At 54.6% G+C, this 25,867-nt stretch carries 23 protein-coding genes; 8 read left to right on the top strand and 15 right to left on the bottom strand.

What is annotated here, in order from left to right; genetic code table 11:
* Window positions 1–29: 29 nt before the first annotated feature.
* Window positions 30–1,673: an ExeA family protein gene (locus CJD38_RS03700; RefSeq protein WP_107938923.1), complete on the top strand. Its 1,644-nt coding sequence runs from the start codon at window positions 30–32 to the stop codon at window positions 1,671–1,673.
* Window positions 1,670–2,464, top strand: coding sequence for a general secretion pathway protein GspB (locus CJD38_RS03695; protein WP_107938922.1), 795 nt, complete (start codon window positions 1,670–1,672; stop codon window positions 2,462–2,464). The genes CJD38_RS03700 and CJD38_RS03695 overlap by 4 nt, the downstream gene beginning before the upstream one ends.
* A 64-nt stretch (window positions 2,465–2,528) precedes the next feature.
* On the opposite strand, the gene CJD38_RS03690 is transcribed toward CJD38_RS03695, so the two are convergent.
* Both CJD38_RS03690 and CJD38_RS03685 read right to left on the bottom strand, forming a co-directional pair.
* Window positions 2,529–4,505, bottom strand: coding sequence for a hypothetical protein (locus CJD38_RS03690; RefSeq protein WP_107938921.1), 1,977 nt, complete (start codon window positions 4,503–4,505; stop codon window positions 2,529–2,531).
* Between the two features lie 35 nt (window positions 4,506–4,540).
* The gene (locus CJD38_RS03685) at window positions 4,541–5,617 is read right to left on the bottom strand and encodes a hypothetical protein (protein ID WP_107938920.1); all 1,077 of its coding nucleotides are present in this window, start codon (window positions 5,615–5,617) and stop codon (window positions 4,541–4,543) included.
* Window positions 5,618–5,746: 129 nt separating this feature from the next.
* On the opposite strand from CJD38_RS03685, the gene CJD38_RS03680 reads away from it, so the two are divergent.
* The gene (locus CJD38_RS03680; RefSeq protein ID WP_107938919.1) at window positions 5,747–7,543 is read left to right on the top strand and encodes an ATP-binding response regulator; all 1,797 of its coding nucleotides are present in this window, start codon (window positions 5,747–5,749) and stop codon (window positions 7,541–7,543) included.
* 75 nt (window positions 7,544–7,618) lie between these two features.
* Complete coding sequence (locus CJD38_RS03675; RefSeq protein WP_161554149.1) at window positions 7,619–8,206, top strand: LuxR C-terminal-related transcriptional regulator; 588 nt, start codon at window positions 7,619–7,621, stop codon at window positions 8,204–8,206.
* Between the two features lie 64 nt (window positions 8,207–8,270).
* Here CJD38_RS03675 and CJD38_RS03670 read toward each other — a convergent pair whose 3' ends face one another.
* The 4 genes from CJD38_RS03670 to CJD38_RS03655 all read right to left on the bottom strand — a co-directional run bounded on the left by CJD38_RS03670 (window position 8,271) and on the right by CJD38_RS03655 (window position 11,408).
* Window positions 8,271–9,494 (bottom strand): acetylornithine/succinyldiaminopimelate transaminase, encoded by a 1,224-nt coding sequence (locus CJD38_RS03670; RefSeq protein WP_107938917.1) that lies wholly within the window; start codon window positions 9,492–9,494, stop codon window positions 8,271–8,273.
* 104 nt (window positions 9,495–9,598) lie between these two features.
* Window positions 9,599–10,639, bottom strand: a complete 1,041-nt coding sequence (gene plsX, locus CJD38_RS03665) for a phosphate acyltransferase PlsX (RefSeq protein ID WP_107938916.1) — start codon at window positions 10,637–10,639, stop codon at window positions 9,599–9,601.
* 21 nt (window positions 10,640–10,660) lie between these two features.
* Window positions 10,661–10,858: a 50S ribosomal protein L32 gene (rpmF, locus tag CJD38_RS03660; protein WP_107938915.1), complete on the bottom strand. Its 198-nt coding sequence runs from the start codon at window positions 10,856–10,858 to the stop codon at window positions 10,661–10,663.
* Between the two features lie 37 nt (window positions 10,859–10,895).
* Window positions 10,896–11,408 carry a YceD family protein gene (locus CJD38_RS03655; RefSeq protein WP_107938914.1) on the bottom strand — a complete coding sequence of 171 codons (513 nt, stop codon included), beginning with the start codon at window positions 11,406–11,408 and terminating at the stop codon, window positions 10,896–10,898.
* A gap of 67 nt (window positions 11,409–11,475) precedes the next feature.
* On the opposite strand from CJD38_RS03655, the gene CJD38_RS03650 reads away from it, so the two are divergent.
* The gene (locus tag CJD38_RS03650; protein ID WP_240783513.1) at window positions 11,476–12,063 is read left to right on the top strand and encodes a Maf family protein; all 588 of its coding nucleotides are present in this window, start codon (window positions 11,476–11,478) and stop codon (window positions 12,061–12,063) included.
* 93 nt (window positions 12,064–12,156) lie between these two features.
* On the opposite strand, the gene CJD38_RS03645 is transcribed toward CJD38_RS03650, so the two are convergent.
* Both CJD38_RS03645 and CJD38_RS03640 read right to left on the bottom strand, forming a co-directional pair.
* A complete protein-coding gene (locus CJD38_RS03645) occupies window positions 12,157–12,807 on the bottom strand; it encodes an HAD family hydrolase (protein ID WP_107938912.1) in 651 nt (216 codons plus the stop codon).
* 9 nt (window positions 12,808–12,816) lie between these two features.
* Window positions 12,817–13,812, bottom strand: a complete 996-nt coding sequence (locus CJD38_RS03640) for an RluA family pseudouridine synthase (RefSeq protein ID WP_240783512.1) — start codon at window positions 13,810–13,812, stop codon at window positions 12,817–12,819.
* A 243-nt stretch (window positions 13,813–14,055) separates the two neighbouring features.
* Here CJD38_RS03640 and CJD38_RS03635 point away from each other — a divergent pair, with 243 nt between their 5' ends.
* Both CJD38_RS03635 and CJD38_RS03630 read left to right on the top strand, forming a co-directional pair.
* Window positions 14,056–16,815 carry an Rne/Rng family ribonuclease gene (locus CJD38_RS03635; RefSeq protein WP_107938911.1) on the top strand — a complete coding sequence of 920 codons (2,760 nt, stop codon included), beginning with the start codon at window positions 14,056–14,058 and terminating at the stop codon, window positions 16,813–16,815.
* A 10-nt stretch (window positions 16,816–16,825) separates the two neighbouring features.
* Window positions 16,826–18,166 carry a UDP-glucose dehydrogenase family protein gene (locus tag CJD38_RS03630; protein ID WP_107938910.1) on the top strand — a complete coding sequence of 447 codons (1,341 nt, stop codon included), beginning with the start codon at window positions 16,826–16,828 and terminating at the stop codon, window positions 18,164–18,166.
* Window positions 18,167–18,211: 45 nt separating this feature from the next.
* On the opposite strand, the gene kdsB is transcribed toward CJD38_RS03630, so the two are convergent.
* The 4 genes from kdsB to msbA are packed head-to-tail and all read right to left on the bottom strand — an operon-like array spanning window position 18,212 to window position 21,898.
* Window positions 18,212–18,970, bottom strand: a complete 759-nt coding sequence (kdsB, locus tag CJD38_RS03625; RefSeq protein ID WP_107938909.1) for a 3-deoxy-manno-octulosonate cytidylyltransferase — start codon at window positions 18,968–18,970, stop codon at window positions 18,212–18,214.
* Entirely contained in the window at window positions 18,967–19,149 is a 183-nt protein-coding gene (locus CJD38_RS03620) for a Trm112 family protein (RefSeq protein ID WP_107938908.1), read from the bottom strand. The genes kdsB and CJD38_RS03620 overlap by 4 nt, the downstream gene beginning before the upstream one ends.
* A gap of 6 nt (window positions 19,150–19,155) precedes the next feature.
* Window positions 19,156–20,145, bottom strand: a complete 990-nt coding sequence (gene lpxK, locus CJD38_RS03615; protein ID WP_107938907.1) for a tetraacyldisaccharide 4'-kinase — start codon at window positions 20,143–20,145, stop codon at window positions 19,156–19,158.
* Window positions 20,123–21,898 (bottom strand): lipid A export permease/ATP-binding protein MsbA, encoded by a 1,776-nt coding sequence (gene msbA / locus CJD38_RS03610; protein WP_107938906.1) that lies wholly within the window; start codon window positions 21,896–21,898, stop codon window positions 20,123–20,125. Before msbA ends, lpxK begins: the two co-directional genes overlap by 23 nt.
* 65 nt (window positions 21,899–21,963) lie before the next feature.
* On the opposite strand from msbA, the gene CJD38_RS03605 reads away from it, so the two are divergent.
* Window positions 21,964–22,305 (top strand): histidine triad nucleotide-binding protein, encoded by a 342-nt coding sequence (locus CJD38_RS03605; protein ID WP_107939024.1) that lies wholly within the window; start codon window positions 21,964–21,966, stop codon window positions 22,303–22,305.
* Between the two features lie 148 nt (window positions 22,306–22,453).
* Here the strand turns inward: CJD38_RS03605 and CJD38_RS03600 are convergent, their stop codons facing one another.
* From CJD38_RS03600 to CJD38_RS03590, 3 genes are all read right to left on the bottom strand, one after another.
* Window positions 22,454–23,974: a sulfite reductase subunit alpha gene (locus tag CJD38_RS03600; RefSeq protein ID WP_107938905.1), complete on the bottom strand. Its 1,521-nt coding sequence runs from the start codon at window positions 23,972–23,974 to the stop codon at window positions 22,454–22,456.
* Complete coding sequence (locus tag CJD38_RS03595; protein ID WP_107938904.1) at window positions 23,967–24,965, bottom strand: FAD:protein FMN transferase; 999 nt, start codon at window positions 24,963–24,965, stop codon at window positions 23,967–23,969. Before CJD38_RS03595 ends, CJD38_RS03600 begins: the two co-directional genes overlap by 8 nt.
* 70 nt (window positions 24,966–25,035) lie before the next feature.
* Window positions 25,036–25,851 carry a DUF4198 domain-containing protein gene (locus CJD38_RS03590; RefSeq protein WP_107938903.1) on the bottom strand — a complete coding sequence of 272 codons (816 nt, stop codon included), beginning with the start codon at window positions 25,849–25,851 and terminating at the stop codon, window positions 25,036–25,038.
* Between the last annotated feature and the right edge of the window lie 16 nt (window positions 25,852–25,867).

The following is a 25,867-nucleotide window of genomic DNA, read 5'->3' as shown; positions in this document are numbered from 1 at the left end:
AACCCACTATAAGCACTAGATAAAGAGCCGTGTACGCAGAATATTTCCAACTTCGGGAGATGCCTTTCACCATCAGCCCGGACCCTGCCTATCTGTATATGTCGCAGCGCCATCAAGAAGCGCTGGGGCATCTGCTATACGGCACCGGTCAATATGGTGGCTTTGTACAGCTCACCGGCGAGGTCGGCACCGGCAAAACCACGATGATCCGTACGCTTCTGGAACAGCGCCTGCCAGATGTCGATGTGGCGATGATTCACAACCCACGTCAGGGCGAGCAAGAGTTTGTTCAAACGGTGTGCGACGAGTTGGGCATCAAATATCCCAAGCGTGGCACGACGATGAAAGTTCTCGTTGATGCGCTCAACGAACACCTACTGAAAACGCACGCTGAAGGTCGTCGCACCGTTTTAATCATCGACGAAGCGCAGAACCTGCAGCCAGAAGTATTGGAGCAAGTGCGCTTGCTGACTAATCTGGAAACGCACAAAGAAAAACTCTTGCGCATCATGTTGGTCGGTCAGCCTGAGTTGTCTGATTTGCTGGCACGACCCGATCTGCGTCAGTTGGCTCAGCGCATCACGGCGCGTTATCACTTGATGCCGTTGTCAGAAAATGAAACCGCCGAATACATTCGCCATCGCCTGCGTGTTGCTGGCAATGACCAAGAAATATTTTTGTCTACCGCGCTTCGCGAGGTTCATCGTCACTCTGGTGGCGTGCCTCGATTGATCAACATCATCTGCGACCGCGCTCTGCTCGGTGCCTACGGCAGTAATAGTCGTATCGTCATTGGCGATATGGCCGTTAAAGCCGCAGGTGAATCGATGAAGATCGAAACGTCACGGTCGCGTAACAACGCCATCCTAGATTTCTTTAGTCGAATGGAAATTGTTTTCGCGCCGCTGGCCGTGATCTTGACCGCTTTGTTGGCCTATCAAGTTGTAATGGATCGCCGTGCAGCGCCTGAGCTGGCACCGCCACTGGGCGTTACAGCGCCAGCCGTTCAAGCACCTGCTGTACAAGCTCCGGCCCCGACTACGCCGGTTGTTGCTGCCACCGCATCAGCGCCACAACTGTTGCAAGCCACGCAACCACTACCCGTTGTGATGTCGCGTTTGATCTATCTGTGGGCACCCGCTTTCCACATGCCTCCTGATGGCAACTTTTGCCAAGGGCTGCGTAGCGAAGGGCTGGAATGCTTTAAAGAGCGTGGACGATGGAGCGACTTAACTGCGCTCAATCGCCCAGCAATATTAACGCTGCAAACTTCGAACTCTGCAGAGCACCATGTATTGCTACGCGAACTGAGCGCAACGCATGCAACGCTAGATACCGCGATGGGTCCACAGCGTTACACGCGCGAAGAAGTAGAGCGGCTCTGGAACGGCGAGTTCTTGCTGCTGTGGCGTCCAGAAGTCAGCGTGAAAATTATTGGGCCTGATAGCCGCGGTGATGCCGTTGTCTGGCTGCGCCGCCGTTTAGCCACACTGAATGGCAAACCAGCGACGGGTCCGCTCTCCGCATTCTTTGATAAAGAATTGCGCGCCGACGTTCTACGTTTTCAATCTGCACGCGGGCTGGAGAAATCAGGTACCGCACGTATACGCACCTTGATTGCCTTGGGCGACAATCAACCCAATACGCTCGTGCTCGCGAGAATTATGCCGTGAGCTACATCCTTGAGGCGTTACGCAAAGCTGAGCGTGAGCGCAATCCCACGCAATCAGAACAGACGCCGGCCGTTCAGCGGCCACGCTTTTCTCAGATTTCAAATCTGAACCAATTGCGTCGCTATCGTCCTGTCATCGTTGCCGGGCTTTGCTTGAGCTTGATGATCGCGCTGTCCGTCTCATTGTTAATCCCTCATGCGCCTGTAGTTGCTGCAACAGATGTTGCACAAGCCAACACATCTCAAGCAGCAACACCCGAAGCACAAGCACTGAATAGTGCCTACACGCCCATGCTCAATCAGGTGTATGGCGATGGCCGAGTGCCGACAACGCTTGATGATTTGGTCGATGCAGGCAGCGAAACCCCAAGCGAGGAGTACTCGTCATTAGGTGACGCAGAAAGTGCTGCGCCGCTTGGCGATACCGCATCGTTGGCCGCAGTCGATAACGTCGAAGAACCCGCTAGCGTTGAACCACAGCCAGCGCCTAAACGCGCCGTTGTCGTTCCCGCGACCTCGGTAGAACGCGTGCGTCTCGACCCTGCCCCGACAACGTCACAATTCACCAAGCTGAGAGATATGCCTGCAGATTATCGCGCGGCGTTTCCTGTGATCAGTCTTGATGTGCACTCTTACGATGGCGCACCACAAAAACGCTTCATCATGACTGCGGGCAAACGCTACAACGAAGGCGACGCACTGCCCGAAGGTCCGCGTGTTATGCAGATTATTCCTGAGGGTGTGGTATTTGAATTTCACGGCGAACAGGTGTTGTTCACTATTCCGCACTAAGGCATTTATTTTCTCCAAAACAAAAATCCCCCGCAATTGCGGGGGATTTTTGTTGGGTCGAAACCTATAACTGCGGCGAGCAAGAATAAGTGTTAGCGGGATTTGTGAGATCACCATTCGAGTAAAGGACACCCTTGGTTTTCATGTCTGCTCCCAAACTGATCGCCAAAGTCTTTTGATCCGGGAAAGTCTTAGGCTCGACGTAGGAAATACTAGCCGTCTTGCTCGCACTGTTTTCAGCATTCGGAAATACCAGCGGGTCTTTCATCTCCGATAGCGTCTTTGCAAGGAAACTCAGGCTGCCGATCTGCGCCGAACCATCGCTATTGATCGTCAGAGTCGTCGGCGTTTTGACATTGCTACCCGCACCGAAGACGGGGCTGCAATCCACTGTTTCGGTGCGTGCCTGAGCCGCCACAATGTTCTTCAGATCAGCTGAGGCAGTCGATGTTGTTGCTGGCGCCACGTTTCCTGCGTTCCCAAAACAACTCAAGGTGCGGTTGGTACCACCCTCTTCCACATGCACGCTGTTCGGATAAAAAGTGCCATCAGGTTTGAAACCCAGAACCACGTAATCACCACCATCATCGCGATTAAACGACAACGTGAAGAAACTGGATTCTGGGCCACCAGAACTGCTCACGCTGCCCGAGCTGTTGGGGCCAAGTAGTTCCTTATTTCTGAATGTGCTACTGCCGTTTGTGGCGATAGAAAAGCTAAAAGTCTCGACCGGCTGCCCAGGCGAAGCAGTGCACTTGAGCGTGTAATTGCCTACGTAAATCGACTTCAGCGATTTTCCAAACAAGCTTGTGCTCGCTGTCGGCGTCACTGGATCATTGGTCGGGGTGCCAATACGGAAGTGTCCCTTAACCGAAATCGAATCCTGCGTGTTGACCGCCTGACCCGTTTTGTACAACTGGGCATCGAAGCTGCCTTCGATTGCGCCGCTGTAGTTACTGCCGCTACGCGTACCCACCTTGGTAATGGTGAGAGAGCAACGGAAGCCCGGGCTAAACGTACCCGCGCCAGTACGCGTGCCAGCGGTGTTGTAACCATTGCTCACGGCAAAACCAATTTCGACATTGGCGAGTTGCGCACTCACACCATAACCACAGTCGTAGGTGCCTAGTGCATCCGGAATATTGCGGAAATTGACGTAGCTGTTGGCCTCTGGACCAAACACAGTCACTTCATTCAGCAAGCCAGCTTGGCTACCAACGTTGATCGTGCCGGGACCGGCCCAGTAGCGCAGCTTGTTACTTTCAACTGAGCCAAGCACCTTGCCGGTCGTTACATAACGCACGCCGGTTTCGCTCGCTGACAATGCAGTGTCGGGCGTGTCACCAGGACCAGTGTCATCACCTGCTTCTGGCAAGCCAGCGCCATCTACATAATCGTCGCGGGCGTCTTCGTAGCTACTGCCTGCATCGGCGAGTGCTTGCTTGTAGGCCTCCAAAATAAGGTCATACAAATCTTCTGCACCACCGGCCACGATGGCGGAGGTCAAAGGATCAAAGCTGCCGGGAGGCAAGTCATATCCTGCGTCGGCGAGCGCTGTACGCAACTGAGCCACAGCTGCGGCAATGCCATTAGCCACTTGCTGACGCAGCTCGGGCGAATTATTCGCAAACCACACATCGAGGGCTTCTCCACCACCTGCAGAATTGACCACGGCTGCAACAATCAGATCAGACAGCGGTGTGATGTTGGCCGTGCTGGTCGTTGCCGATCCACTCGGCGTTTGCGCGATCGAATAGAAAGTGCCCGCTGGTGTGCCGCCGGAAACTTTCACATAACAAGGCAAGGAATCAGCCGGAACCGATGTGCTCCACTGCCCGTTGCTTGATGTGATGGCATTCGCGGTAACGCCATTGCCACAACGCAAATTCACATTGCCGCCGAAAATCGGCGCACCGGTAGCAGCAACGCCACTTACAGTAGTGGAACTCACCGCGCTATCTACACCGTTATCATTAATATTGCAGCCCGCAAGCGCGGTGATGCCTAACGCCATAAAGGCGTACTTCAATTGGTATTTCATGGATTCCTTTCCTGAGTATTGTTAGTGCGAAAGACTTACTTCGCCGCACCTAACGCTTTTGCAAACGCTGTAGCCGTCGTCGTGATCACCTGGCCTGCGTCCTTGCGATAAGCCTCCGCACTGTTGGCGGTTACGTCATAGGTTTTCTTTTTGGTGGAATCGATGCTGCTGTTACCCAGCAAGAGTCCCATCGTCATGCTCACAGCATTGGCAACGCCATCACTGCGTTTTTGTTCGCCGCTGGTAGTTTCAGTGCCGGTGTAAATGCTTTCATCGCTCTGCAACGCTGAGTCCAGATAAACCGCGCCGCTGTGGCGAGGACGAGTGCTGGTGGTAAAGGTGCGCGCACCACTGTCGGTAACAAATTGCCACTCGGTGTCTTGTGCAGACAGATTGGTTCCCCACTCCGACTTCACTTTCGCACTGCCCGTTGAGAACAAAACTTTGTGCCCGTGATCTTTGATCGTTGCAAAGCCGACGATGTAGTGCACATGCAGCAGCGTTGCGCCTAAGGACTTGGCCACATCACCTTCGATAGAGCCGCGCTTTTGATTTTGCGAATCAAAGCGTTGACCGAAGGTGCCGCGATTGGTTTTGTTGCTGCCGGAATAAAACGCCTTCAGTCCTTGCGAGGTAAAAATCTTGCTCAACCAGGGATCACCCTTGCCAAAGGTGCTATCGCTAATGCTGTAGGGCGCTTCGTTGCCATATTTTTGTACCAGCTCTTGATAGCCGGAATTCGCTGTCAGCACTGCAGGATCGACGACTTCGAAACCTGCTTCCTTCAACGCAGCTACGGTATCGGCATAAGCCTGATCGGCAATCGTTTGGAAGTCGCTGTCTGCGACGCCACGCAGGCTCGAAGTCATAAATGCAGAGGTTCCAGACTGATTACTGCCACCACCCATTTGCGTGTAAAACTCCACGCCAAATTCGGCAATCGCTACTTTTTGAACACCTTTGATCGCTGAAGCCTTGTCGTCACCGACATCAGCCGTCGCTGCTTGCACCCATGCAGGCGATAGCAATAGTGTGAGTGCCAGCATCGCGTGGCGAGACAGCTGCATGGGCTGCCAGGTGAATGAAGAAAATTTGAGGTTTAATATTTTCATGGGAATTATTCATGGCTGTCTTTGGTGATCGAATTGGATTCTTTATGCCCCACCTCCAACAATCCCCCCGTGTGGGGGTGTTACAACAAATTGCGACAGAATTTCGCGTAAAGCATTTATGCTGTGCTTATGCACAATAGAGAAATCAAATTATTTCAACATCAGGTTTATCCGCATCATTTAGCGGTAGAGCTGTTGGCGATGGGTGCGCGAAACATCAAGCCTTATTTGGCGCTGATCGTTGCGATCGCGCTGTCAGTGCATTCCATCAATACATCCAACCCAACGATTGTTGCGCTGTGGTTGTCTGGCGCTTTCCTGTTGTTTTTCGCAGGCAGTTGGTTTCGTTGGCGCTACAAAGATCTGAAAGCAAAGAGCACCAACCACAATGAATTGAGACGAGCCGAATTCATCATCGTGTTCTATTCACTGCTAGTTGGATTGCTCTGGGGCAGCAGCAGTGATTTGCTGATGGTGAAAGGCGAAATACGTCAAAACATGATCGTGGTAATCGTGTATCTGGGCTTTTGCGCTGGCGCCAGTTCAATGGCGATGTTCGGACGTGCGCACCTTATCGTCGGCGGCCTCAGTAGCCTGATCGTTTTCTTATGGCCACTTCGAACGATCTTTCCCGAAGATTGGTGGTGGCTCGCGCCAGTGATCGGTTTGTATGGGTTCTCGCTGCTACTCGCTGCGATCGACCGCAATAAAATTCTTGTCAGCAATCTCTTGCTGCGCGATGAAAAGCACGCGTTGTTAGAACAGCAACGCATTGAGACTGAGCGTGCGAATAAAGCGAATCATGAGAAGTCCGCATTTCTTGCAGCGGCCAGTCATGATCTGCGACAACCACTGCATGCTTTGATGCTGACCAGCCACGCACTCTCGCTGAGAACGCCTGAAGGCGAGAGTCAGGTATTAGTGCAGCGCATTGTTGAAGCGGGCCGCGCGCTGTCGTATCAGTTCAATCATCTGATGGATCTGTCACGACTTGAGAGTGGCACTTACAAACTCAATGCCAATATTTTTTCTCTTTCGTCGTTATTGCAGCAAGTGATCGCAACGCACCGACAGGTTGCAGATCACAAGCACATCGATCTCCGCCTGCGAATCGATCGCCGTCTATTGGAGACAGGCCTACAAACTGATGCAGCCCTACTCAATCGAGCGCTCGATAATCTGATTGATAACGCACTCAAGTTTTCGACTGGAGGCGGTCGCGTGTTGATCACAGCACGTCTGAAGAAAAAACATATTCAACTCGCTGTGCATGATCGCGGCATGGGTATCCCTCTTGATCAGCAAGAGTGGATCTTCAAGCCTTACGTACAGCTCAATAACCCCACACGTGAATTGAGTCATGGCATTGGCCTTGGCTTAAGTATCGTGCGTGAAGCTATTTCATTGTTGGGCGGCCAACTGACGTTGCGTTCAAAGCTAGGGCACGGCAGTAGCTTTGTGTTTTCCTTGGATCGCGCAATCTGTTGCCAAGTGCCGCAGATCGCTAGCAGCAAAGCGCCGTTGTCTCACGAACAATTACTCGGCAAAAAATTGCTGTTGGTCGAAGACGATGCGATGGTCGCCAGCGCATTAATCAACTGGGCTCAAAACTGGGGCCTGCGCGTTGAGCACTATATGGATCCGCGCAAAGTGCCGGCCTCTGTAAATCCTGATCTGATCTTGAGCGACATCCGTCTGCCGGGCGAACGCGACGGCATTCAATGGCTCGTGGAATGGCTGGCACTATGGCCAAAGACGCGCGGTCTGTTGCTCTCTGGAGAAATCTCTGCAGAGACCGATCAACGTGCCGAGGCCGAAGGACTGCTGCTGTTATCAAAACCTGCCGACCCTGAATTGCTGCTGCAAACGCTCATCAGCATGACCCCTCCAGAGAGGGATGTTCAGTCGACCAAGGCAACGGTCTAATACGCCATGATTGCAGCCCATCCTTCCGCAGTGCGAGACTTCCAACCCTCAAGCGATTCCGAGGCCACTACGGCTATGCGTCTGTTGATTGTGGATGATCATCCGATGACCTGCGCAGGACTCAAGAGTCTGCTGCAAGCCTGTTATCCCAATGCACTGATCAATGCTCAGCACGACACGCTCGCGCTGGAGCAAAACGCAGCGCAATGCGATTACGTCTTTCTCGACATGCATCTGCCGGGCGTGCGTTTTGTGGAGTTGTTGGACACGCTGCACATTCATTTGCGACACGTCATTCTGATCTCGGCATCACCCGAGCCAGAGATCGTCGAACAAGCTCGTGCACGCGGCGTGCTTGGCTTGCTGCTAAAGAATGCAAACGCAGAAAAGATTCTTGATGGCTTCAGTCGCATCCAAGCGGGCGAAAGAGTGTTTGAAGAATCCAGCGAATTACTGGGCACTCGCCAGCCGACTCTGACTGCACGCCAACAACAAGTGTTTGATGCACTCGTCGGCGGACTTTCGAATAAACAAATCGCACGCAAGCTCGATATCAGCGAACACACAGTGAAGGATCATGTTGCTGCAATCCTGACGCTGTACGGTGCACGTAATCGGCTGGAGCTGTTGTTGTTACAGCAACGTCAAACTGCGATCGTCTAAAAAAATACTTCAGAAATAATGAAGCCCCCTGCATCTACATGCAGGGGGCTTTTTACATAGCGACTTAAGCGTTAACAGCTTGCGGCTGAGCGCAGAGTTCGGCACAAGCAGCATCAAGATGCTGCAAGCCTGCAGCGACTTCTGCTTCAGTGATGTTGAGCGGTGGCGCAAAACGCAGAACGTCTGGACCTGCAACCAAGCACCAAACACCTTGTGCCAAGCCAGCATTCACGACATCTTTTGCGCGACCTTTCCAAGCAGCACTCATCGGCGCACCAACAAGCAAACCTTTGCCGCGTGATGCATCAACGATGCCGTAGCGCTTACCGATCGCATCAAGGCCCGCGCGCAGTTGCGCGCCACGTGCGAGCACGTTCGCCATCACTTCAGAGCCTGTGATCTCATCGAACACAGCTTCTGCGACAGCACAGGCCAGTGGATTGCCGCCGTAAGTAGAGCCGTGCGTACCGAATGCCAACGTTTCTGCATAGGCAGCCGTTGTCAGCATCGCGCCAATCGGAAAACCACCGCCTAGACCTTTAGCGGTCGTCATCACATCAGGCGTTACGCCCATGCCCATGTAGGCGTACAAATCACCGCAGCGACCATTGCCGGTCTGCACTTCATCAAAGATCAGCAGTGCATTGTGCTTGTCGCAAAGTGCGCGCACGCCCTTCGCAAATTCTGCTGTCGCTGGCGTCACGCCGCCTTCGCCCTGCACGGGCTCCATAACAACAGCGCAAGTGTTCGATGACATCGCAGCTTCCAACGCAGCGAGGTCATTGAATGGCAGATGCGTGATGTTGCCCGGCAGCGGCTCAAAGCCCTGCGAATATTTTGGCGTGCCGCCAACCGTGACTGTGAACAGCGTACGGCCATGAAAAGCGTTGGTGAACGAGATGATTTCGTTCTTGCCTGCTGCCTGCTTATTGCCCCACAGACGCGCCAGCTTGAACGCAGCCTCGTTCGCTTCTGCACCGCTATTGCAGAAGAACACGCGATCAGCAAACGTGGCTTGCGTGAGCTTCTTCGCCAAACGCAGTGCAGGTTCGTTGGTCATTACATTTGAGACATGCCAGAGCTTGGTCGCCTGTTCCGTAAGAGCGGCAACCAGTTTTGGATTGGCGTGGCCCAGTGAGTTCACGGCGATACCGCCCGCAAGGTCAATGTACTCGCGGCCCTGTTGGTCCCAGAAACGCGCACCCTCGCCTCGCACCGGCACCATCGCGGCAGGCTGATAATTGGGAACCATCACCTCGTTGAAGGTTTGGCGCGTTACTGTAGACATGGCACTCACTCTCTAGGTAGAAAAAACTCAAAGCCCGCACGAAGGCGAGCTGGAAACCACAGCGAATTTTAACGGATTTTTGTGCGCGCCATCAGCGCGCGGGCCTACTTGAGCGGTTCAAGTGCCGGTTCAGAGCCCAAGGTCGCGGCCAGCAGCGCTGCGATGCGTTTAGGCACGTCCTGCTTCACTTCGCGCACGGCGACGTGAATGGCGTTGGAAAATGCCAGCGCATCAGCACTGCCATGCGATTTGATGACGATGCCGTTCAAACCAGCAAAGCTGGCGCCGTTGTAATGGCGTGGGTCCATACGCTTGCCGAGTGCCTTCAGCGCAGGCATGGCCATCGCTGCAGCGGCTTTAGTGAAGATGTTGCGGGTGAATTCTTCCTGCATGAACTGCTTCATCATCTTGGCCACACCTTCGCCGGTTTTCAGCGCGATGTTGCCGACAAAGCCGTCGCAGACAACGACGTCGACGTCCTTGAGGAAAATGCCGTCGCCCTCAACGAAGCCGATGTAGTTCAGGCCAGACGTGGCAAGCATGCCAGCCGCGGCCTTGATTACTTCGTTGCCTTTGATTTCTTCTTCGCCGATGTTGAGCAGCGCAACCGTCGGACGTTCAATGCCATGCACCGCATTGACAATCGCAGAGCCCATCACCGCGAATTGCAGCAGCTGCTGCGCATCACACTCGGCGTTGGCGCCCAGGTCCAACATGTGGACATGGCCGTTGATCGAGGGAATGGCGGAGACAATCGCTGGGCGTTCAATGCCCGGCAACATCTTCAGCACGAAACGGGCGGTCGCCATCAGCGCGCCAGTGTTACCAGCGGAGACAGCAGCCTGAGCCTCACCCTCTTTAACGAGGTTGATGGCTACCCGCATCGAAGAATCTTTTTTGTTGCGCAGCGCCTTGGAGGGCGACTCATGCATCTCGACGATTTCGCTCGCGTGGCGAATCGAGATTCGACTGACGTCGACATGCTTATGCGCAGCCAGCGACGCAGCGAGTATCGCTTCATCGCCAACTAGGATCAGCTTCAGTTCTGGGATCTCCGACAACGCCAAAAGAGCTGCGTCCACAGTCACCGTGTGACCGTGATCGCCGCTCATGGCGTCGATGGAGAGAACTACGGGTGCGACCATTAGAGGGCGCCCGTATCAGGCTTATTCGCCTGCGACTTCCGGGGCAGCGCCCTTGTCGATAACTTTCTTGCCGCGATAGAAACCGTCTGCAGTCACGTGGTGACGCAGGTGGGTTTCGCCCGAGGTGGCGTCAACCGACAGTGCTGGTGCGGTCAGACCGTCATGTGAACGGCGCATACCACGCTTGGAGCGGGACTTCTTTGATTTCTGAACAGCCATTTCAAACTCCGTGGATCTATGCGATCCCTAACAAAAGCTACAACTTAAATTTCTTAAGCGCCGCGAAAGGATTCTCTCGACGCGGTTCCTGTTTTGGTGCGGCAGATTCTGTCGCACCAGCACCAATACCATTGACAATATTTTCGCATGAATCACAGCGCGGCAACATTGGCAGCGCGAGCAGCAATTCATCTTCCAGCAAATCTCTTAGCGCCAGCTCGTCGTCCTGCACCCAGTAAGGCTCGCAGTCCTGCATCAAGCGCTGCTCTTCTTCTTCACTCGACACCAGCCGCAAATCCAGCTCGTGTCGCAGGCCCAACTGATACGGTTTGTTACAACGGCTACATTCCAGTTTCAGCGGCCCTTCAACCACACCGGTCAACGCCGGCAACCCGATGATCTTGCAAGCCAGCAGATCTACCTGCATCACGCTTGCATCGTCTGCCAACAAGCCTGATAACTTAGGCAGTGTGCTCAGCGCCAATTCACCGACATAATGTTCGCGGCGATTAACAGCTGTAGAAACGCGAATTTTCTGCGGTATTGGCATGACGGCCCTCACGGGGGCGCGAATGATAGAGTTCGCCCCCTTTCAAGTCAAAGATTTGGACACATTTGTGGATCTTTCAGCACAAAATCCGCTGATTCTGGCGTCTGGCTCTAAATATAGGGCCGAATTGCTGTCGCGCCTGCAGCTTCCCTTTGTCGGAATTGCGCCGAATCTGGACGAATCGCCACTCTCGGATGAACTGGCTCGCCCCCTGACTCAGCGGCTGGCGCTGGCCAAAGCACAGAGCCTTGCCAAGCAGTATCCAAATCGATGGGTCTTGGGCTCCGATCAGGCCGCCAGCAGTCAAGGGCGCATTCTCGGCAAACCGGGAACTGTTGAACGAGCCGCCGAGCAACTCAGCTTTCTGTCCGGCAAGAATGTTGAGTTCTTTACCGCCGTAGCGCTGCTGCGAAATGATGAAGTCTTTACGGCGCTGGATGTCACGACCGTTCAATTCAGAATGCTCAGCCCATTCGAAATTGATCGCTATCTGAAAGCAGAGTCGGTGCTGGATTGCGCTGGCAGCTTTAAGTGCGAGGGCTTGGGCATCACTCTGTTTGAGAGCATTCGCAGCGAAGACCCGACGGGGTTGATTGGTTTACCGCTGATCTCAGTCAGACGATTGTTGGCGCAGGCCGGATTAGCACTGCCCTAACGTAGGGTGGGTAGAACGCAGTGAAACCCACCATCGCGGCTATATAAGACAACGGTGGGTTTCGCTCCGCTCTACCCACCCTACATGTGTGTCTTAACTTTTAAGCCAGTTCGGAAGATGTCGAACGCTTTCCAGCAATGCACCAGCGCCCGCATCCAACATGCGCTGCGGCGCATGAACGCCACAAGTCACACCTAAACCCGGCATACCAATAGCGCGCGCCATGGCCATGTCGTATTCGGTGTCACCAATCATGATGGCGTCTTGCGCTTTGATACCAAGCTCAGTCACCAGCTCCGTAAGCATCAGTGGATTCGGTTTCGACGCGGTCTCGTCTGCCGTGCGGCTGGTCAGCACCAACTGACGCAGATCTGCGTGATGGCGCAGCGAACGGTCTAGACCCTTGCGGCTTTTGCCGGTGGCAATCGCGATTTGATAACCGGACTCGTGCAGACTCTGTATCGCCTCCAAAGACCCCTCAAACAAAGGGGCCTCGCCCGCGCCTTCTGAAAGCCACTGCGCTCGATAGCTGCTGAGCAACTCATATAGATGAGGCAGTTCGATTTCTGGATAGAGCTGACCCAAGGCTTCGTTCAAGCCCAAACCAATCAGCTCACGAATCGACTCGTCTGATCGTGGCGGCAACTTCAACGCAGTGATCGCGCGCTGCATGGCGCCGACGATCATGGCCGCGGAATCAGCGAGCGTGCCGTCCCAATCAAAGATTAAAACTTTGTACTTCAAAGTTTGGCCCTAACGCGGTTTACGTGGACGTTCACGCGCACGAGGTGCCGGCCCAACGGGCCCCTGACGATTCAGCTTGTCCAACACCGCACGCAACTCATCACCCATCGCCGCACTCAGCAGCAACTTGGGGAACTCGCCGTCTTTAGGCAGGGCAAACAAATGCGAATGCAGGAACATGCGCTTCAGACCCAGTTCCTTGATGAACTTCTGGCTCTCGCGATCACCATATTTAGTGTCGCCCGCTACCGGATGGCCGAGTGACAGTGCGTGCACGCGAATCTGGTGGGTACGGCCGGAGAAGATCTGCACTTCGCAGAGGGTCGCATCGCGATACTTGGCTTTGGGCGAGAAACGCGACTTGGCTGGCTTGCCGTCGTCGTCAATCTCAACCATGCGCTCGCCGCTTTCGAGGCGGTTGCTGATCAGGGCGGAGTCGACATCGCGGTCTTCACCGCGCCACTTGCCGACCAGCAACGTGAAATAGCGCTTCTCGGTCGTGCCCTCTTTCAGCGCTTTTTGGGCGCGCAGCAAGGCTGGACGGGACTTGGCTAGCAGCAGCACACCGCTGGTATCACGGTCGAGTCGGTGGCACAGCTCAATAAAGTCATATTTATTGAGCGCGCGCATGGCTTCGATCACGCCATAAGGCAGGCCACTGCCACCATGAGCCGCAAAACCGGCCGGCTTATTGATGGCCACATAGTGCGCATCTTCAAAAATGATCGATTCGCGCAGGCTGTTCAAAACCTTGTCTGGCGGGCGGACAGCCTCGCCCTTCTCAGCCAAGCGAACGGGTGGAATACGAATTTCTTCGCCCAAAACCAGTTTTCGCTCGGGTTTGATGCGTCCGCCGTTGACGCGAACCTGTCCTGAGCGCAAAAGTCGGTAAACATGCGACTTTGGAACGCCAGGCATTTGTTTTAAAAGGAAGTTATCAATGCGCTGACCATCTTCCTTCTCGGAAACGGTATGACGGCGCACTTGTTGTTGATTCTGTGTCAAAATATGTCACTCTGGATTTTAGAGCCGGAGTTTTCCGTTACCGCACTTGCGGTTATGGATTTGTGGCGGCGGATCTGCTCGACATTGTAACAGCCCCACCGCACCGAAAATTTTACGTCCGACGCCTTGCGGCGGACACCCGTAAACAAGCGTTCCCGTAAGACGGCGATTAAAAAGGCAGGCGCACAGCGCCGCCACAAAAGTCCTCCCGCCCTGCGGTTGAGCGCTTCAATAGAGAATTACATGAAACGTATTTTGATCAACGCCACACAGCGCGAAGAGCTGCGCGTGGCGATTGTTGATGGACAGAAGCTGTTCGACCTTGATATCGAAATCGCGAGTCGCGAACAGAAAAAATCCAATATTTACAAAGGCAAAATCACTCGCGTTGAACCTAGTCTTGAAGCCTGCTTCATTGACTACGGCGCAGAACGCCACGGCTTTTTGCCAGTAAAGGAAATCGCCCGCTCTTATTTCAAATCAACCTCCGGCAACCTCCGCGATCAAATCCAGGAAGGTACCGAGATTATTGTTCAGGTTGAAAAAGAAGAACGCGGCAACAAGGGCGCAGCCCTCACCACGTTTATTTCGTTGGCTGGCCGTTATTTGGTGTTGATGCCAAACAACCCTCGCGCTGGCGGTGTTTCACGTCGCGCAGAAGGCGAAGAGCGCGAAGAAGCTAAAGAAGCGTTGTCACAATTGCAGATGCCAGATGGGATGGGCGTGATCGTTCGCTCCAACGGTGTGGGTCGCACCGCAGAAGAACTGCAGTGGGACGCCAACTATTTGGTCGAAATCTGGAACGCGATTGAAAAGGCTGGCGGCGAACGCTCTGGCCCGTTCCTGATCTATCAAGAAAACAACATCATCCTGCGCGCACTGCGCGATTACCTGCGCCCGGACATCGGCGAGGTGATGATCGATAACCCTGAAATTTACGAACAGGCTCGTCAACACATGGAACATGTGATGCCGCAGCACTTGTCGCGTCTCAAGTTGTACAGCGACGAAACGCCATTGTTCTCGCGCTTCCAGATCGAAAGCCAGATTGAAAGCGCGCACGAACGTCAGGTGCGCCTGCCTTCCGGCGGCAGCATCGTGATCGATCACACCGAAGCGCTGACCTCGATCGACATCAACTCCGCCAAGGCAACCGGCGGTAAAGATATCGAAGAAACTGCATACAACACCAACCTTGAAGCCGCTGATGAAATCGCGCGCCAGTTGCGCCTGCGCGACTTGGGCGGCCTAGTCGTCATCGACTTCATCGACATGAACTCGCAGAAGAACCAGCGCGAAGTTGAAAAGCGTTTGGAACGCGCGAGCGAAATCGACCGCGCTCGAATTCAGGTCGGTCGCCTGTCGCGTTTCGGTTTGCTCGAAATGTCACGTCAGCGTCTGCGTCCTTCGCTGGATGAACACACGCAAATCGCTTGCCCACGTTGCTCTGGCCGCGGCCAGATTCGCTCGGTGGAATCGATGGCGATGTCGATCATTCGCTTGATCGAAGAAGAAGCAATGAAAGACCGTACAGGTCGCGTGATTGCGCAATTGCCAGTCGACGTTGGCACCTTCTTGCTCAACGAAAAACGCGCGCAGATTCGCGAGATTGAAGGCCGTTGCCGCGTCAGCGTCACGCTGGTGCCTAACCCAAGCCTGCATTCGCCTCACTACGAAATCAAACGCATCCGTGGCGATCATTTGGCGCAGGAAAATAATGCGGGCGTGAGCTACACGCTGGCGCAAAATTTTGATGCGCAAGCGCAGGAAGAAATCACCACGGCCAATGCAGCGCCCGTCAAGCCGATTGCACAGGCTGCGGTGAAGCAGATTGTTCCTTCAACACCTGCACCAACGATCGCAGTCGCTGCGCCAGTTGTTGTAATGCAGCCTGTTGCTAGCGGTGACGGTATTTGGAAACGCTTCATGCTTTGGCTCGGCATTGGCGCAAAGGTAGAAGCGCCTGTTGCTGCGCCTGCTCCTAAACAGCAGAACCGTGGCGGCCGCAATGATCGTGGCAATCGCAACAACCAGGGCCGTGACGGTCAGCGTCGCGACAACAATCGTGGCGGCAATGATCAACGTCGTGAAGGCAACCGTGACAACAATCGCGGTGGCGATGAACAGCGTCCGCAGAATCCGCAGCAAAACCAACAGCGCCAGCAGAATCAGCAGAACCAACCCAAGCGCGATGGTCAACAGCAGCCGCAGAATCCACAGCAAAACCAGCCGCGTCAGCAGAACAATAATCAGCAGCCTAAACAGCCGCGTGAAGATCGTCCGCAACAGCAGCAGCCGCGTCGTGAAGACCGTCCGCAGCAGCCACAACAACAGCCACAGCAGATTGTTGCTGAAGGCGTTGAAGGCGCACCGCAGCAAGGTGAGCGTACAGGTGAAGAGCGTGGCGATAACAACGGTGGCCGCAGCTTGCGCGGACGTCGTAACCGTCGCGGCCGTGGCCGTGGTGGCAATCGCGACGACCGCAATGGCAACGCACAGCAAGTCGATGCTGCAGCAGCACAGGAAATTGCGGGCGAGAATGCTGAAGCGCCAATTGTTATCAATGAATTCGTGAATGAAGTTACCACCGCACCTAGCGCTGGCCTTGAGTTCCGCGAAGTCGTAGCGCCGCAGTCAGAAACGTTCTCGGCTCCTGAACAAGAAGTGGCTGCAGCACCGAGCTACAACGAACAGCCTGCGCCGCAGCCAGTTGTTGAAGTTGAAGCAGCACCCGTTGTTGCCCAAGTTGAAGCGCCTGTTAGCGCGCCGGAAGTTGAAGTAGCAGCTGCGCCAGTCGTCGCCACCCCTGCTCCAACACCGGTTGTCGTTGCACCACGCATCGAAGAAGCACAGCAGTCACTGTTCCGCCCAGTTGCACCAGCAGCGGAATACATCCTGCCTGAGATCAAACCTGCGGCTGCACGTGTTGAACCAGCAGCACCTATTCAAGTTGCAGCTGAAACGGCAGCACCTGAGGCCTCAGAAGAACGTCAGCAAAGCTAAGGACTAGCGCATGGACATCACCATCTTTGGTTCTGGCTACGTTGGTCTTGTCACTGCGACTTGTTTTGCAGATGCAGGCAATGATGTTGTCTGCGTTGACGTTGATGCCCAACGCGTAGAAACGCTGCGTCGCGGCGAGTGCCCGTTCTATGAACCGGGCCTCGCCGAGTTGGTCAAGATCAATCACGCTGAAGGTCGTCTGCGTTTCACAACAGATGCCGCCGAAGGCGTGAAGCATGGCCAGTTCCAATTCATCGCCGTTGGCACGCCGCCAGGCGAAGATGGTTCGGCCGACCTTAAATATGTGCTGCAGGTGGCAAACACCATCGGCCAGCACATGACTGAGCACCGCGTCATCATCACCAAGTCCACGGTTCCAGTCGGCACCTGCGACAAGGTTCGTGCGCAACTCGCTTCAGCTTTGGCAGCACGCAATGCAGAGATCGAATTTGATGTCGTCTCCAATCCCGAATTCCTCAAGGAAGGCGCGGCGATTGCAGACTTCACCCGCCCCGATCGCATCGTGATTGGCGTCGACAGTGATCGTGCAGAGAAACTCATGCGCGCACTGTATGAACCGTTTAATCACAACCATGATCGCTTGATCTCGATGGACGTCCGCTCTTCCGAGCTGACCAAGTACGCAGCTAACGCATTGCTCGCGACCAAAATCAGTTTCATGAATGAGTTGGCGAATCTCTCAGAGAAAGTCGGCGCAGATATTGAAAACGTCCGCATCGGCATTGGCTCTGATCCGCGCATCGGCTATCACTTCATCTACGCGGGCTGTGGCTACGGCGGCTCCTGCTTCCCCAAAGATGTGAAAGCTCTCGTACACACGGCGCAACAGGCCGGCATCAAGCCGAGCATTTTGAGCGCGGTGGAAGAAGTGAACGAACGTCAGAAGACGGTGCTGTTCTCACGCATCAACGCGCACTTTGGTGGCAATCTCAAAGGCAAAACCATTGCAGTCTGGGGCCTGTCGTTCAAACCGAAGACCGACGACATTCGCGAAGCCACCAGTCGCGTGTTGATGGAAGCATTGTGGGATGCAGGCGCTATTGTTAAAGCCTACGACCCGGTTGCGATGCACGAAATTCAAAAGGTCTACGGTGATCGCGCTGATCTCAAACTTTGCGACAGCGCAGAACAAGCGGTCGATGGCGCTGATGCGCTAACCATCGTGACGGAGTGGAAGCAATTCCGCAGCCCGAACTTTGCGCGTATTGCCAAGCTGCTGAAACAGCCCGTGATCTTTGATGGTCGCAATCTTTACGATCCAGAACTGATGCAACGTATGGGCTTCACCTATGTTTCTATTGGTCGTCAGCCGATAACGACAGAAGCTTAAAAACAAAGAGCGTCGAAAGGCGCTCTTTTTTATTGTGCGTAGCGCTTAGCTTTTTAACAGCGCAGCAACCACTCCAAAATCATCTTCAGTATCTACACCACGCGGCGGCGGATTCTCTGTCACACCCATGCGAATACGCAGACCATGTGCCAGTGCGCGCAACTGTTCGAGTGCTTCGCAATCTTCCAGCGCGGCGGGTGGCAGTGAACTAAAACGCGCGAGTGCATCGACGCGGTAGGCGTAAAGCCCGATATGACGGAACACCAAACCTTCAGGTAACTGTGGGTTGTCGCGCGTAGCACCCGTGCGCTTCCAAGGAATTGGCGCACGTGAGAAGTACAAAGCGTTCTTGGCCTCGTCCATCACCACTTTTACAACATTCGGATTGAGCCAATCTTCTACCGAGTGAATCGCGTGACATAGCGTCGCGATATGCGCGCTCGCATCTGCTGACAACAAGTCTGCACACTGACGAATCAGTGCAGGCGGCATCAGCGGTTCATCGCCTTGCAGGTTCACCACAATCGTCTGCGCGCCCCAACCTGCTGCACGCGCAATCTCATCGATGCGATCAGTGCCAGAGTTATGCGTAGCGGCCGTCATGCGCACATCCGCACCAAACGCTTTGCAGGCATTCAGTACTTCGGCATCGTCAGTGGCGATGATGACTTCTTCTGCACCACTCTTACGCGCAGCTTCCCAGGCAAAGCGAACGAGCGGCTGGCCATTGATCTCGCGCAGTACTTTGCGCGGCAGGCGCGTAGAACCAAGACGCGCGGGAATCACGACCTTAAACGAACTCATGCCTTCAGTTCGTCTTCAGTGAGCGGACGGGCTTCTTCTTCCAGCATCACTGGAATGCCATCACGCACCGGATAAGCCAGACGCGAAACCTTGCACCAGAGTTCATTGCGGTCGGCATGCCACACCAACGCTGCTTTGGAGACTGGGCAGACGAGAATATCGAGTAGACGCTTATCCATAGGACTCTATCGCTTAAGACTGTTCACTAATTTTCGCACAAGCGCGGTGTAGTCCGCGTGCAGATCGGCCACTACAGGCACAAAGCGCCAATGTGGCTGGGCAAAGGCCGAGCATTTAACGGCGTCTTTTTCAGTCATCAACACGGGGTGCGTATCGCCGAAATTGAGATCGCTTGGGTTGAAAGCATGATGATCGGGGAAAGCATGGGGAATCACATTGATTCCCTGCCAGCGAAGCTGCCCAAAGAAGCGCTCCGGATTGCCAATGCCAGCCACCGCATGCACCGTCTGCCCTTTAAACCCGGCTAGCGGCTCACGCACGCCAGCAAACGTGTGCGCCTCAGTCATGCGCAAAAACATATCGGCATGCTCTGGCGCATCACTCCGCCACCCGCCACCGTTGACGACTGCCAGCTGCACCTCACGCAAGCGTGCAGGCGCTTCACGCAAAGGACCCGCAGGAATCAGTGCACCATTACCTAGTCCACGCATGCCATCAACGAGGCAAATTTCCAGATCACGCGCCAAGCGGTAGTGCTGCAAACCGTCGTCCGCAACGAGCACATCCACGCTTGGATTTTGCGCAAGAAGAAAACGCGCTGCGGCACGACGATCCGGATCGATAACCAAAGGTACGTTCAGGCGGCGTGCCATCAGCAGAGGCTCATCACCGCTGTACACAGGATTACTTTCACCGTGCACAGCCATCGGATATTGCGGCGCTTCACCACCGTAGCCGCGGCTGATCACACCGGGCGTGTAGCCCCACTCGCGTAGACGTTCCACCAACCAAATTACGAAGGGCGTCTTGCCTGTGCCACCAAGGCTGATGTTGCCAACAACAATCACAGGAACCGGTAAGCGCTCTGCTTCAGCAGTCAGACTCGCGCGACGACGACGCGAAATGATTCCGTAAAGCCAAGAGAAAGGCAGTAACCAGAACGGTGCTGGTTGATCGGAATACCAAATCGACTCAAGCCAAGTTTTTAGAGGCATCTTCTTCGAATTGCATACGGTAGAGCGCTGCGTAGATACCACCCTTTTCTAGCAATTCAGCGTGACGACCTGATTCCGCAATGCGTCCATCCTGCATCACAACAATCTTGTCAGCACTCTGTACCGTTGACAGTCGGTGAGCGATCACCAAGGTCGTACGGCCAATTACCAGCTTTTCTAAAGCAGCTTGAATGTAACGCTCAGACTCCGTGTCAAGCGCAGAAGTAGCTTCATCAAGAATCAAAATCGGAGCGTCTTTGAGCAGCGCACGTGCAATCGCAATGCGCTGACGCTGACCACCCGAAAGCATCAAACCGTTCTGGCCGATGTGAGTGTCGAGCCCGTCCGGAAGTTTCTCGATGAAATCCCATGCATAGGCTGATTTCGCAGCCTCGATGATTTTCTCGCGTGATGGCATTTCTGCCATGCCATAAGCAATGTTGTCCGCGATGCTGGCATTGAACAAACGCACTTGCTGATCGACCAGTGCAATCTGCTGACGCAACTGCGTCATTGGATACTCACGAAGATCATGACCATCCAACAAAATTGCGCCGCCATCGGTATCGTAGAAACGTGGCAGCAGCGCCAATAGCGTTGACTTACCGCTGCCAGATCTTCCGACAAACGCTACGGTCTGGCCCGGCTCCACCGTGACTGAAACGCCACGCAGTGCATCGCCGAGTTCTTCGCGATAACGGAAACGAACATCTTTGAATTCGATATGACCGCGAGCGCGTGTCAGTTCACGAGAGCCACCATCTTGTTCAGCCGGTTCTGCCAAGAGATGAAAAATATCCTGACCTGCAACCACGGCGCGCTGCATTTTTTCGTTGACGCCGGACAAAGCCTTAATCGGATTCATCAGGCCAATCATTGCGCCGAGGAACGAAACAAAAGTACCTGCGCTGATCGTCGCCAGCATCTCTGGCTGCGTCGCAAAATAAACAATCGCTGCAACTGCGAAAGCAGCAATGAACATCACCACTGCCGAGCTACCTGCCGCAGTCGCCTTAACCTTGAGCGACAAGAAACGGTTGTGTTCGTTGATGCGTTTGAATTCAGCAGCTTCGAAATCCTGACCGTTGTAAACCTTCACAACGCGCTGAGAGCCAATGCTCTCTTCCGCTGCCTGCGTCACGCTGCCAACGGATTCCTGAATGCGATGACTGATTTTGCGGAAGCGCCTACTGACATAACCCGTAATCAGGGCAATGATCGGGCCGAGTACAAAGCAGAACAGACTCAATTCCCAATTCAGATAAAGCATCCACGACAGCAAGCCGATCAGCGTCAAGCCTTCGCGAATAATGGCGGTGAGTGATGTCGTGGTTGCATCCGCAACTTGTTCGACGTGGTAAGTCAGACGCGAGATCAGTTGACCCGAGCTGCTCTGGTCATAAAAACGCACGGGCAACTTGAGCAGATGATTGAAAACTTCGCCGCGCAAATCCGTGACCACGCGCCGACCAATCCAAGCCATGCCGTAAGTCGACATGAAACCGCCCAAGCCACGCGCGAGGAACATCCCGATGATGATGGGCGGAATCCAGCGGGTGGATTCAATATCTTTGCCGACAAAGCTCACATCTAACAGCGGCTTCATCAGCGCCAAAAAGCCGGTATCCACCGCCGCGCACATCACCATGCCGATCACGGCAAGAATGAAAACGCGCCAATGCGGTGCCGCGTAGCCCAATAGGCGGCGGTAAACGACAAGTGGCGGCAAATAGTTTGGAGCGGAATCCGACATGACAGATAGCTAAATTGGCGTGCGCCAATGTTAGCATTCAGCCACTTTCCAAGCCGGAATCAGCCGTGTCCAAGACCCTGTTCGAAAAAATCATCGCGCGCGACATCCCCGCCAGCATCGTTTACGAGGATGACCAATGTGTCGCCTTCAAGGACATCAACCCCGGCGCCCCGGTCCACGTGCTGCTGGTGCCGCGCAAGCCGATCCCACGTCTGTGTGATGCCACTGTGGAAGATCAGGCCCTACTCGGCCACCTGATGCTCACGGCGGGCAAGGTTGCCGAGCAGCTAGGCTGTGGCGATGCGTTCCGCCTGGCTGTGAATAACGGCGCGGGGGCTGGGCAGTCGGTGTTTCACCTGCATCTGCACATTATTGGCGGCCGCCCGTTGACTTGGCCACCAGGGTGAGCCGGACCGAGCTAGCGAATGTCCTGTGGACATTCGCTGGTCCGGCGAACGCCCGCACAAGGATGTGCGGGCCGGTGGTAGTAGATAGAAATATTGTTGCGCCATGGACGGCAGCACAAACTCAATAAAAAAGCAGCGAACCAAGACGTCAGTAAACGTCGCGCCGATAACGGCCGTCCGCAGCTAATTGCTCCAACTGCTCGGCGCCTAGAATATCGTTAAGTACCGCGGTCACTGCTGGCGCCATACCCTCAAGGCTGCCGCAGACATGGATGGATGCGCCGTCGCTAACCCAGCGGCGCACTTCATCAGCAGCCTTGCTCAAGCGTTGCTGCACATAAATGCGCTCGGACTGGTCGCGTGAAAACGCGAGGTCCACACGCTGTAGAAAGCCATCATTCCGCCAACCTTCAATTTCTTCGCGATGATAAAAATCGTGGTCAGCGCTGCGCTCACCAAACAGCAACCAGTTGCGACGATGTCCGGCGGCAACGCGCGCCTTGATGTGCGCGCGCAAGCCCGCCAAACCTGTGCCATTGCCAATCAAGATCACAGGGCGATCATCAGTCGGCGCATGAAAGCTGGGATTGCTGCGAATACGCACGGCAATGGTTTCGCCCACCTTCGCATGCTCAGTCAACCAACCGGAGCCAAGACCCAAGCTTCCATCGGATTGACGCATCTGTCGCAACAACAATTCCAAGCGTCCGTCTTTCGGAATGGAGGCAATCGAATATTCACGATGCGGCAGCGGCTTGAGATTCTCGACTAGCTGTTGAGTCAGTTCTTCTAACTGGCGCGGTAACAAACAACGTGCGAGCCAATCTGACAGTACTTCTTCGCGCTCTTCATGCCGCAACACGGTTGCCGCAGGCAACCCAAGAACCTTCAACGCTTCATTCACTTTCTGCTGTGAATTACGCGGACCAATTTCGACGATGTCGCCTGCGCTCCAGGTGAGCGGCTTGCCTTGCGGCTCTAGACTCAAGTGATAAACCGCGCCGCCTGCACTGCCAGCATTGAGCAGCGTACGTTCGACCAAGCGCCAGTCTTCATATTCAGGCTCAGTCCAATCGGGCACCGCTTGGCCATCACCCAAAAGTTCTAAATGATGCTGCCAGTGGCGCAGCGCACCTTCGTCTGCGTTATCCACTTCAACCGCATCAAATAGCGGCTGCGCGCCGTGGCGTTTCAACCAGCGATCCAATTCACGGCCAAAACCGCAGTAGTGACGATATTCCTGATCGCCCAGCGCCAATAAACCGTAGTTCAGACCTTTGAGATTCGATTGCCCACGCATGACCTTGCGGACAAACGTAATCGCTGTATCAGGCGGATCGCCCTCGCCCGTCGTGCTCACCACAAACAAGGCACGACTACTGGACTGCAACGTGGTGAGGTCGACATCGCCCAAAGATTTGAGATTCACAGACTGCCCCGCAGCCTGCAATGACTTTGCAGTCTGCATAGCAATACGCAGTGCATAGCCCGTTTGACTGGCGTAACACAGCAGCAAGGGCGTATCGCCAGCAAGCGTTGGTAAAGACAAGCGTCGCTGCTGACGTATGCGTCTCCACGCGATGAATGCACAGAACAGCAGCCAGACGAAAACAACAGCTGCCGCATGTAACACGCGTTGCCCTTGCACGCTAAGCAACCATTCACTCATCCGACAGCGCCTCAAAAGCAGGCGTCATGCGCTCTTCAAATTTATCGCCGTTGCGCAATACAAACAGCGCGGCTATATCGCAGCTATAAGCGTATTCGTAGGCCTCGGTTGGACTCAGTACGCCCAGCAAAGTCGCCAAGGCATCGGCCTGCATGCACTCAGCGTGCAGCACCGTGACTGAGGCCAGCGCATGCGTTACGGGTCGGCCACTGCGCGGATCCAGTGTGTGCGCGTAACGCTGCCCTTCAAATTCAAAAAATCGGCGGTAGTCGCCGGAGCTGGCAACTGATAAACCATGCAAAGCCAGCACGGTCCGCGGCAACTTTGCGCTGAGTTGCTCTAGCTCCACCCACCACGGTTGGCCATCCGGTTTGCACCCGTTACCTCGCAACTCACCACCAACCTCGACCATCCAATGATCAATGCCAGCGCCTTGCAGAAAGCGGGCGATTAGATCGACGGAGTAACCTTTGGCGATGGAGGAAAAATCCAATTGCACGCCACCCGGTTGCAACGCGCGGCGTTGTTCTTTATCGAGTTGCAGTTGCTGCCAACCCACGCGCGCACGCGCGGTAGCAATTTCTGAATCAGATGGTGGCGCACTGCGACGCGGTGCTGGGCCAAAGCCCCAAACGTCAACCAGCGGACCAATGGTTGGATCAAACGCACCACTACTTTCTGCGGCATGCGCATAAGCAGCGGAGAGCACTTCAAAAAATTCTTTGGGCAGCGTCACCCAAGTTCCAGCAACGGCACTGTTGTAAGCGCAGAGATCAGACTGCGGCTCCCAGTGACTCATCTGTGATACAACGCGATCGAGTTGTGCTTGCACGCCAGTGTTCAATCGCGGCAAATCTGCCTCGACGGCGACCAATTTTACCGACCACGTGGTGCCCATCGTTTCGCCATGCAGCGCATGCACTTCCGCGCCAATCGCATGCGCAGGCAGCGAGACCGGATCAAGCGTCAACGGGATAAGAACGCGATTCATCGAAACAAACTATGAGCTCAAACATTGAGGCGCCCATTGCCGAAAAGGCAACAGGCGCCTGCATGGTCAACTAAGGCGACAACACCTCAAAGGTTGCGGTGTAGCTGCTGCGGCGTTGCGTGGCTGGCTTTTCAGCTTTGTCATCGCTAACAGATGCCGAGAGGTAATAAAGACCAGGCTGCGACCAGTTGATCGTGAAGCGGCCATCTTTATCCGTCTTCAATTCAATCTCGTTGATCGCATTGCGATAGCGCGTGCCGTCTGCAATCGCTTCCACTTCAACGTCTGCTGCAGGCTTGCCATCAAGCAGAAACTGAAAGGTTGCTGGTTCGCCAGAATACAAATCGTTAAAACCCGTCACCTGCACCAGCTCCAAACCCTTACCAGTAGGCTTGAGCGCCGTGGTATTCGGCTTGCCGGCGGTAACGAAAGTTTCGATGCGGCCAATCGATTGAGTCACTTTTAAATCTTTTGCGTTGGCTGGCACTTCTTTGGCAAAACCTTCTGCTGTAAATGTCGTGCCACGTGCTGGCCAGCGCTTGGTCTGGCCATTGTCATCCCAACTGGCGCCAACGCTGCTATTAACGATAGCGACTTTGTAGGTGCCCGCTTGCTGCAGCTGTAGATCAAATGTCGCGCGCAGTTTTCCGGTGGCGGAATTTTCCGGCAATACAACGCTGCCATCTGGCGCGGTGATCACAAGATTTTCGACACGAGCCGCGTTGTTATCACGCACAAACGGGTCGGTCGAAACACCTGCGTCAAACGTTACCCACTGACCCACGTTGAGCACGGTCTTGGATGGAGCGAGCCATTGCTTATGTGCAGTCGCAGTGAGCGGCAAACAGATTGCAGCCAAGACCATCGTTTTGAGAAAAATTTTCATCGCAGTACTCCGGTCT

Source organism: Stenotrophobium rhamnosiphilum (assembly GCF_003052265.1).
Taxonomy (GTDB): Bacteria; Pseudomonadota; Gammaproteobacteria; order Nevskiales; family Nevskiaceae; genus Stenotrophobium; species Stenotrophobium rhamnosiphilum.
This window is presented reverse-complemented; position numbering and strand designations above follow the sequence as displayed.